Origin of the sequence: Caulobacter sp. CCH9-E1, from assembly GCF_001556515.1 — a bacterium.
Lineage (GTDB): Bacteria > Pseudomonadota > Alphaproteobacteria > Caulobacterales > Caulobacteraceae > Caulobacter.
Map to the genome: position 1 here is coordinate 1 of NZ_LSJA01000174.1, position 7,970 is coordinate 7,970.

Here is a 7,970-nt window from a genome sequence, read left to right on the forward strand (position 1 = left end):
GTCGAGGCGCGCGCCTTCTCGTTGATGAAGCCGACCGGAATGCCGGCGGCCGCGCAGTTGGCCGCGCGGGTCGCGGTGCCCGCGCCGATGTTGGCGATGTCGCACGGGTCGCTGACGCTGGCGAAGTTCTGGCTGGGGGCCGAATACAGCTCCGACAGCAGCGGCGCGCGAACCGACTTGGAGTAGTTGGCCCGGAAGCGCACGTCGCGGATCGGCGCGTAGATGACGCCGGCGTTGTAGGCCAGAACCTTGCCGGTCGCGCCGCTGTAGTCCGCGCCGCGCACGGCGCCGTTGACCGACAGCTCCTTGGCCCAAGGCAGGTCGGCCAGGACCGGCACGCGGATTTCGGCGAAGGCCTCCTTCACGCTGAACGCCGGCGGATCGAAGATCGGGATGGCGTTCAGGAAGGTGCCGCCGGCGCGGACCAGGTCGTCATACTGCTCGTGCGCGGTCTCGCGACGGTATTCGGCGCCGGCGGCCAGGCCGATCGGACCGGCCGGCAGGCTGAACCACGGGCTGGTGTCGCCCGAGATCGAGCCGCTGAACACCGTCTGGGTCTGCTTGCCGTCGGCGCGCGAGGTCGTGTTGACATAGGCCTTGGCGGCGTCGCTGGGCGCGCCTTCGCCGAAGGGGTTCAGCGGCACGCAGGCGGCCACGTCGCCGGCGACATAGGACGCCAGGCTATCGGCGTACGGCACGCGAGCGGTGGGGTCGACCGTCACGCGGCAGACGATCTGGCCGGTCGGCGAACGGACGGCGTCCAGGGCGTAGGCGTAGCGCTGCTCGACGCGGTTGTTGCGCGACAGGGCCCGCTTCTTGAACTCGCCGTAGGTCGCCGAGACGTCGTAGCGCCAGGCGTCGCCGAGGTCACCCTCGACGCCGAGCACGGCGCGGTAGGTTTCGCGACGGATCGACTCTTCGCGAACGCCCAGGTCCAGGTTGTTGCGGTTCAGGCGGAAGGTGGTCGCGCCGGCCGGCAGACGGGCGGCGATGAAGGCGCGGGACTCGGCCGACAGGAAGGGGTTGTCCAGGCTGATCTGGTCGCCGCTGTTCAGCAGCAGCGGCTGGTCGAACGACGGGCTCGACTGCTGGAAGACCTTGTTGCGGACGTACTTGGCTTCGACGTACGGGCGGAAGGCGCGATTGACGTCGAAGTGACCGATCAGGTTCACCGCCAGACGCTGGGTCTGGGGCTGCAGCTGGCCATAGCGGCGCAGAGTCGAGCCGTCGCCGCCGGCCGAGCTGTTGGCCAGCGGGCGGAAGTCGATGCCGTAATCAGCTTCTTGCAGCGTGCCGTTCGGCTGGAAGCGGAACAGACGCGCGCGGCCGTCGGGGCGGCAGGTCAGCGGGTTGCCGCCGCTGCACGAGGGCTGGAACGTGCCGCCTTCCGAGATCAGCATGCTGTGGATGTCGGACACGAAGATGCGGTCCGGAATGCCGTCCGAGCCGTTCGCCGAACCGGCCGGATCGGAGTCGACGATCACCCAGCCGCCGCGTTGGCGCGTCTGGCGACGGTCGCTGTAGTAGATGTCTTCCTGCTTGGCGTATTCGACCGACAGGGCGACGTTGCCGCGGTCATCGGCGAAGTTCTTGCCAGCCGTGCCGCTGACGAACCAGGCGTTGCCGTCGCCGCGGCTGCTGATGCCGTCCTGGGCGCGCAGTTGCAGGCCGTCGAAGTTGCGCTTCAGCACGAAGTTGACGACGCCGCCGATGGCGTCCGAGCCGTAGATGGCCGAGTTGCCGCCGGTCACGACGTCGATCCGGTCGATCAGGTCGGTGGGGATGGTGTTGGTGTCGACCTCGTTGGAGCCTTCCGACGACGACACGTGACGGCGACCGTTCAGCAGCACCAGGGTCCGGGTGGTGCCCAGGCCGCGCAGGTCGAGGAAGTTCAGGCCGGCGGTGCCGATGAAGCGGGTCGAGTTCGACGACGAGAAGGTCGAACGGATCGAGGGCAGCTCGTTCAGGATGTCGCCGACCGAAACGATGCCGGTGTTCTGAACTTGGGCGGCGGTGACGCTGGTCACCGGCACGTTCGACTGCAGGTTCGGCGTGCGGATGCGCGAACCGGTGACGACGACCTGTTCGACGGTCGCGGAGTCCTGAGCCGGCGCCTGACCGGCGGTCTGAGCGGCCGCGGCCGTGGCCAGCGCGCACGCCAAGACGGCGCCGCTGGAGAACAAGATATGACGATAAGACATGTCCAACCCTCACCCATAACGGGAGTTTACTTTGGGGCGGAACATAAAGGAGAGAATTTAGGCGCCAAGCGCGGACGTTTCACAAATTTGCAACGTTGCAAAAGACCCACACTTTTTGATATCGGCGTTTTTTCAGAAAACTGAAACCAACGTTTTCTGAAAACTTGTCTACCGTGATGAAACGATAGGCGCTGGAACTCTTTAACGAGGCGCCACCCGCCCTTTCGGCGGGCGAAGGAATGAGACGGCGAGAGCATGTCAGGCCTCGCCCACGCTTTGGGAGATGGACGGGACCGCTAGCGCGCGGGTTCGCGGCTCTGGTTCTGGCTGGTGTAGGCGTCCTGGCTGGGGTTCGAGCCGCGCGGGTCGTCGCCGCGCGCGCGACGCTCGGCTTCCTGCCGGGTCGTGCCGGGGTTGTCGGGCTGGGTCGCCGGCCCTCGCCCTATGGCCGAGCGGGCCAGATGCGACCAGCCCAGCGCCGCCAGGGCCAGCACGACCAGCAAGATCACGACCACCACGACATTGGTCGGTCGCATCCGGCGGCGTCTTGGCTCGCCGCGCTCGGCCTCTTGCTGCGTCATGTCGATCCTCCATGCAATGGAGGATTAGGCGCGGGCGACCGCGCCGGTTTCGCCGGCTGTCTTTTGAGGCCTTAAGACACCATGCCGGCCAGGCGCCCGCGGATCAGCGCCTCGGCTTCCGAGACGATCCGGTCGACCAGTTCGCGGACGGTCGGCACGTCGTGGATCAGGCCCTGGACCATGCCGGCCGTCCAGACGCCGTGATCGACGTCGCCGCTCTCCAGCCCTTCCCGCCCCCGCGCGCCCTTCACCAGGTCGGCGACATCCTCGAACTTGGCGCCGCCGGCGCGCTCGATGGCGACCACCTGCTGGCTGATCGCGTTCTTCGCCACCCGGGCGGTGTTGTGCAGGGTGCGGAAGATCAGGTCCGTGGCGCGCTCGTCGTTCTCGACCATGGCCCGCTTGAAGTTCTCGTGGATCGGCGCTTCGACGGTCGCGCAGAAACGCGTGCCCATGTTGACCCCGTCCGCGCCCAGGGCCAGGGCCGCGACCAGGCCGCGCGCGTCGCCAAAGCCGCCCGAGGCGATCATCGGGACCTTCACCTTTTCGGCGGCGGCCGGGATCAGGATCAGGCCGGGAATGTCGTCCTCGCCCGGGTGGCCCGCGCACTCGAAGCCGTCGATCGAGATGGCGTCGACGCCCATCCGCTCGGCGCTCAGCGCGTGACGGACGGCGGTGCACTTGTGGATCACCTTCACGCCGTGGGCCTTGAAGTGGTCGACGTGCTCCTGAGGCTTGTAGCCGGCGGTCTCGACGATCTTGATCCCGCTCTCGATGATCGCCGCGCGGTACTCGGCGTAGGGCGGCGGGGTCATGGCCGGCAGGATGGTCAGGTTCACCCCGAACGGCTTGTCGGTCATCTCGCGGGTGCGGGCGATCTCTTTCGCCAGCGCCTCGGGCGACGGCTGGGTCAGGGCTGTCAGGAAGCCCAGCGCCCCCGCGTTGGCGACCGCGCCCACCAGCTCGGCCTTGCCGACCCACTGCATGCCGCCCTGGGCGATCGGGTGCTCGACGCCGAACAGCTCGGTGAAACGGGTCTTGATCGCCATGGCGCGCGGCCTCCCTCGGGTTTGGGGAGACTATGACGCGGCGTCCGTTAGGTCAGGCAAGAGATAGATCCTCCCCCGCGATGCGGGGGAGGTGGCCCAGAGGGCCGGAGGGGGCGAGCTGGGCGAAGGCCGCGTTGCCCCCTCAGTCGCTCCCCGACAGCTCCCCCGCATCGCGGGGGAGCATCTACCGAAGCCGCCGGTACATCTCCAGCGCGTCGGCCCGGCGGGCGGTGTGGTCCAGCATGCAGGCGTTGGCCTCGATGCGGGCCAGGCTGCCCCAGTCGGGGTCGTAGACGCTGGCGCAGTCGGCGTCGCGATAGGCGATCCAAGCGCGCTGGGCCTTCTTCAGCGCCGCCTTCTGGCGCGGCAGGTCCAGACGCTTCATCGCGTCCTGGTAGGCGCGGTTCAGGCGGGCGTCCTGGATCTTCAGCTCGGCGCCCGCGCATTCGATCATGCCGATCGTGCTCTGGCCGTCGGGCGAGGCCAGGCAGCGGTCATAGGCGGGGCTGTATTTAGGCTCGGCCGCCTGGCTCGCGGCGGGCGCGGCCAGCATCGACAGGCATAGCAGGACGGGGGCGAAACGCATGAAAAGCTCCGGCTGGGTCCCCCGACCTGATGTCATCCCCTACTGCAGGCCCGCGCGGCCGATCGCGTAGAAGCGGTCGGAGCGCTGCTTGCGCAGCTGCTCGGCGCTCATGTGCGCCATGGCCTTCAGCTCTTCCTCGACCGCGTCGCCGACCGCCTGGATCGCCGCGTCCTGGTTCGAGTGGGCGCCGCCGGCCGGCTCGTCGACGATGCGGTCGACGATGCCCAGCTTGATCAGGTCCTGGGCGGTGATGCGCATGTTGGTCGCCGCGTCCTTGGCCCGGGCGCCGTCGCGCCACAGGATCGAGGCCGCGCCTTCCGGCGAGATCACCGAATAGATCGAGTGCTCCAGGATCAGCACGCGGTTGGCGCCGGCCAGGGCGATGGCCCCGCCCGAACCGCCCTCGCCGACGATCGTGGCGACCATCGGCGTCCCCAGGGTCAGGCAGCGCTCGGTCGAGCGGGCGATGGCCTCGGCCTGGCCGCGCTCCTCGGCGCCCAGGCCCGGATAGGCGCCGGCGGTGTCGACGAAGGTGATGACGGGCAGGCTGAAGCGCTCGGCCATGTCCATCAGGCGGACGGCTTTCCGATAGCCTTCGGGACGGGCCATGCCGAAGTTGTGCTTCAGGCGGGTGGTGGTGTCGTGCCCCTTCTCGTGGCCCATGACCACGACCGGCTGGCCCCGGAAGCGGCCCAGGCCCCCGACGATGGCCTGGTCGTCGGCGAACTTGCGGTCGCCGCGCAGCTCGACGAACTCGTCGATCAGGCCCGCGACATAATCGCGCAGGTGGGGCCGCTGCGGGTGCCGCGCGACCATGGTCTTCTGCCAGGCGTCGAGGTTGGCGTAGGCCTCCTTGCGGAGTTCCTGGGCCCGGTCACGCAGGGCCTGGATTTCGAGGTCGAACGCGCCGGGACCCGCCGTCTCGGAGAGCTTCGACAGCTCTTCGATCTTGCTTTCCAGGTCAGCGATCGGACGTTCGAAATCGAGATAATGGGCGGCCATGGACTCTCAAACGTCGCCGTGAATGAAAGGGTGCGAACCTAGTGGCGGAATCCTCCGAGGGAAAGAGGCGAGATTCCGTCGGGGAACCGCCCCGAATCCGCCGGGTTTTATCCACAGCATCGATCAACAGGTGAGTCTCGATTCAGGACTCTCTTGATCTGGTGAATCGCGACATAGAGTCCTATGTTGATTTCCAGCGGGGCGCGAAGCCGGCCCGCGCCCACCGCGGCTCCCGCCATCGAATATGCGCGGTCCCGCCTGATGAGAGCGCACAGTTCCCATGCAGGTGTTCACCTTCTTCTGTGTCGAGTCCGACGGCTCGGTCCCCCGTTTCGACGTCACGCCCTGCGCTGACGATAAAGCCGCCCGCGTCCGCGCGTTCGAGCTGCTGGACATGCACCGCCGCTGCGACTTCGTGGAAGTGTGGCGCGGCTCGCAACGCGCCTTCGACGTCTCGGGCCAGCAGCAGGCGGCGGCCTAATTCACCGAATGATGAATTATTGCGTCGCGACATGAGCGGCGCTAGGCTGTCTTTCCGGATGGGGCCTCTTTGGCGCCCCGCTCTCCGGAAGGCCGTTCCATGGACGTATCAGTCCGCGACGCCAAGGTCGGCGGTGTCAAAGTTCGCGCGCCCCAGGTCTCTTCCGGGCCGCTGATCCCCCCCGCTCCGAAAGTTCACCCCAGGCCGCTGGGCGGCTCGCTGCTTGGCGAGCTGCGCATCGCCCGTGAGATGGGCCGCAGCCTGGTCGGGGCCTATTGCGAGGAGGATTTCGACGCCCTCTTCACGCCCTACAGCTTCCTGGGCCAGCCTGGCCTGGTGGTCAGCGACCCCGCAAGCGCCCGCCAGGTGCTGACCTCGCCGAACTATGTCCGGCCCATCAAGGCCAACCGCTCGCTGCGGCCGCTGGTCGGCGAAGGCCTGCTGCTGGCCGAGGGCGCGACCTGGAAGCGTCAGCGCAAGAGCCTCGCGCCCGTCTTTACGCCCGCCGCGATCGGCGGCCTCCTGCCCCACTTCCAGGACGCCGGGGCGAGTCTGACCCAGGCGCTGGCCGGTCGCGACAAGGCCAATCTGGCCGAGGCCTTCCATCAGGCCACGCTGGACGCGGTGCTGCGCGCCCTCTTCTCCCGCCGCGCCGACGCCGAGGGCGCGGTGCTGGCCAGCCTGGCCCGACGCTACATGGAGGGCCCGGCGCACTTCAACCTGATGGACTTCGTCAGCAAGGGCGCGGACGACCTGACCTTCATGGACGGCGAACGCCGGCGGCTGGGCCGCCAGTGGCTGGACGCGGTGGACGCCCTGGTCGCGTCGCGACGCGCGGCGCCTCACCCGGAGGTTCGCGACCTGCTCGATCGCCTGCTGGCGGCGCATGACGAAGACGGCGCGGCCGTGTCGGACCAGGAAATCCGCGACCAGTGCAGCTCGATGCTGGCCGCCGGCTTCGAAACCACCTCGCGCCTGCTGTTCTGGACCGCGCTGCTGCTGGCGTACGACCCGGTGACCCAGGATCGCCTGCGGGCCGAGGTCCAGGCCTTCCCGGCCGAGCGGGTCGCTGGCCTGGACGACCTGAAGGCCTGGCCGCTGATGCGCTCGGTGCTGTTCGAGACGCTGAGGATCTACCCGTCGGCGCCGCTGATCGCTCGAACGGCCGCGGCGCCCGACGAGATCGGCGGCCATGCGGTCGTTCCCGGCTGCATGATCACCATCAGCCCCTGGCTGATCCACCGCCACCGCAAGCTGTGGGACCAGCCTACCGCCTTCCTGCCCGAACGCTTTCTCGACCAGCCGCATCCGTGGGGCGTCGAGGCCTTCCTGCCGTTCGGGGCGGGCCCGCGCGTCTGCATCGGCGCCGGCTTCGCCCTGGCCGAGGCGCAGATCATCCTGGCGGCGCTGCTGGCGCGCTTCGAGATCGGCCTCGCCAGCGACCGACCGGTGATCCCCGTCGCCTCGATCACCCTGGGCCCCGACCACGAGCCGGATTTCCAGCTGACGCCGATCGTCCAAGCGCCGCTCTGAGCGGAATGCTAGGAAGCGACACCCCGCGCCCCTTTTCCAAGGAAGAGCCATGACCGAAGCCCTCCGCACCCGCCCGTTCGCCACCGCCACCGACTCGGGTCACGGCGGTCTGCAGACCTTCGTCACGGCCGGCCCCTCGACCATCGTCGCGGATATTTCCGTCGCGCAGGGCGGCCTCGACCTTGGCCCCGATCCGCATGAGCTGGTCGCCGCGGGCCTGGCGGCCTGCACCACCATGACCCTGCGCCTCTACGCCAACCGCAAGGGCTGGACGATCAGCCACATGCACGTCGAGGTCTTCTCGCACTTCGACAAGGACCAGACCCCGCACGAGCGCTTCGAGCGCGTGATCACCATCGAGGGCGACCTGACCGACGAGCAGTTGGAGCGCCTGTTCGAGATCGCCGACCGCTGCCCGATCCACCAGCTGCTGACGAAGGGCGCGCGCGTGGTGACGACGGTGGGGGGGAACTGAGCTCAGATCCTCCCCCGCGATGCGGGGGAGGTGGCCCAGAGGGCCGGAGGGGGCAAGCTGGG

General features: G+C 68.6%; 8 protein-coding genes. 3 read left to right on the plus strand and 5 right to left on the minus strand.

The window, feature by feature from the left end; all coding sequences use genetic code 11:
• The 5 genes from AX690_RS10835 to AX690_RS10855 all read right to left on the minus strand — a co-directional run.
• Nucleotides 1-2,201, minus strand: a 2,201-nt coding sequence (locus AX690_RS10835; protein ID WP_066730369.1) for a TonB-dependent receptor domain-containing protein, incomplete at its 3' end; no start/stop codon positions are given.
• 296 nt (nt 2,202-2,497) lie between these two features.
• On the minus strand, nt 2,498-2,782 hold the full coding sequence (locus AX690_RS10840) for a hypothetical protein (RefSeq protein WP_066686784.1): 285 nt from the start codon (nt 2,780-2,782) through the stop codon (nt 2,498-2,500).
• Between the two features lie 71 nt (nt 2,783-2,853).
• A complete protein-coding gene (locus AX690_RS10845) occupies nt 2,854-3,831 on the minus strand; it encodes a nitronate monooxygenase family protein (protein ID WP_066686781.1) in 978 nt (325 codons plus the stop codon).
• A 184-nt stretch (nt 3,832-4,015) separates the two neighbouring features.
• A complete protein-coding gene (locus AX690_RS10850) occupies nt 4,016-4,417 on the minus strand; it encodes a lysozyme inhibitor LprI family protein (protein WP_066682061.1) in 402 nt (133 codons plus the stop codon).
• A gap of 39 nt (nt 4,418-4,456) precedes the next feature.
• Nucleotides 4,457-5,419, minus strand: a complete 963-nt coding sequence (locus AX690_RS10855; RefSeq protein ID WP_066682057.1) for an acetyl-CoA carboxylase carboxyltransferase subunit alpha — start codon at nt 5,417-5,419, stop codon at nt 4,457-4,459.
• 280 nt (nt 5,420-5,699) lie between these two features.
• Between AX690_RS10855 and AX690_RS10860 the strand changes: the two genes are divergently transcribed.
• The 3 genes from AX690_RS10860 (at nt 5,700) to AX690_RS10870 (ending at nt 7,908) form a co-directional block, all read left to right on the plus strand.
• A complete protein-coding gene (locus AX690_RS10860) occupies nt 5,700-5,900 on the plus strand; it encodes a hypothetical protein (RefSeq protein WP_066682054.1) in 201 nt (66 codons plus the stop codon).
• A gap of 99 nt (nt 5,901-5,999) precedes the next feature.
• The gene (locus tag AX690_RS10865; protein ID WP_066682051.1) at nt 6,000-7,433 is read left to right on the plus strand and encodes a cytochrome P450; all 1,434 of its coding nucleotides are present in this window, start codon (nt 6,000-6,002) and stop codon (nt 7,431-7,433) included.
• 49 nt (nt 7,434-7,482) lie between these two features.
• Complete coding sequence (locus AX690_RS10870; protein ID WP_066682050.1) at nt 7,483-7,908, plus strand: OsmC family protein; 426 nt, start codon at nt 7,483-7,485, stop codon at nt 7,906-7,908.
• Nucleotides 7,909-7,970 lie beyond the last annotated feature (62 nt).

What these genes read in the sequence shown, in the direction of transcription:
- AX690_RS10840 (WP_066686784.1), bottom strand. Translation starts at nt 2,782, where the DNA reads ATGACGCAGCAAGAGGCCGAGCGCGGCGAGCCAAGACGCCGCCGGATG.
- AX690_RS10845 (WP_066686781.1), bottom strand. Translation starts at nt 3,831, where the DNA reads ATGGCGATCAAGACCCGTTTCACCGAGCTGTTCGGCGTCGAGCACCCG.
- AX690_RS10850 (WP_066682061.1), bottom strand. Translation starts at nt 4,417, where the DNA reads ATGCGTTTCGCCCCCGTCCTGCTATGCCTGTCGATGCTGGCCGCGCCC.
- AX690_RS10855 (WP_066682057.1), bottom strand. Translation starts at nt 5,419, where the DNA reads ATGGCCGCCCATTATCTCGATTTCGAACGTCCGATCGCTGACCTGGAA.
- AX690_RS10860 (WP_066682054.1), top strand. Translation starts at nt 5,700, where the DNA reads ATGCAGGTGTTCACCTTCTTCTGTGTCGAGTCCGACGGCTCGGTCCCC.
- AX690_RS10865 (WP_066682051.1), top strand. Translation starts at nt 6,000, where the DNA reads ATGGACGTATCAGTCCGCGACGCCAAGGTCGGCGGTGTCAAAGTTCGC.
- AX690_RS10870 (WP_066682050.1), top strand. Translation starts at nt 7,483, where the DNA reads ATGACCGAAGCCCTCCGCACCCGCCCGTTCGCCACCGCCACCGACTCG.